Genomic DNA, 266 nt, shown 5'->3' with positions numbered 1-266 from the left:
GCGGCTTCGGGGTCAACCAACCATTGGTCTCTGGCTTCGTTCCAGAGATAGCCGTAAATGACCGTGCCTGTGAGGTGCTTGCCGGACTTGCCTTTGGACTGGAAAGTGGAACGGATTTTACGGCTGGTGTCTCTGGCATAATACTCGTTCATGATGTTGCGGAAAGGGGTAAAATCATCGTCCCCTCTGGCACTGTCCACGCCGTCATTGATGGCGATAAGGCGAACGCCACGCTGACGCAGGATTTCCATAATCTGACCGACTTT

1 pseudogene is annotated in these 266 nt (G+C 53.4%); it reads right to left on the bottom strand.

Annotated features, from left to right (window positions below):
- A pseudogene (locus DW826_RS18820) lies at positions 1–266 on the bottom strand (DNA recombinase); the annotation flags it as partial.

Origin of the sequence: Clostridium sp. AM34-11AC, assembly GCF_003435375.1 — a bacterium.
Lineage (GTDB): Bacteria > Bacillota > Clostridia > Lachnospirales > Lachnospiraceae > Pilosibacter > Pilosibacter fragilis.
This window is presented reverse-complemented; position numbering and strand designations above follow the sequence as displayed.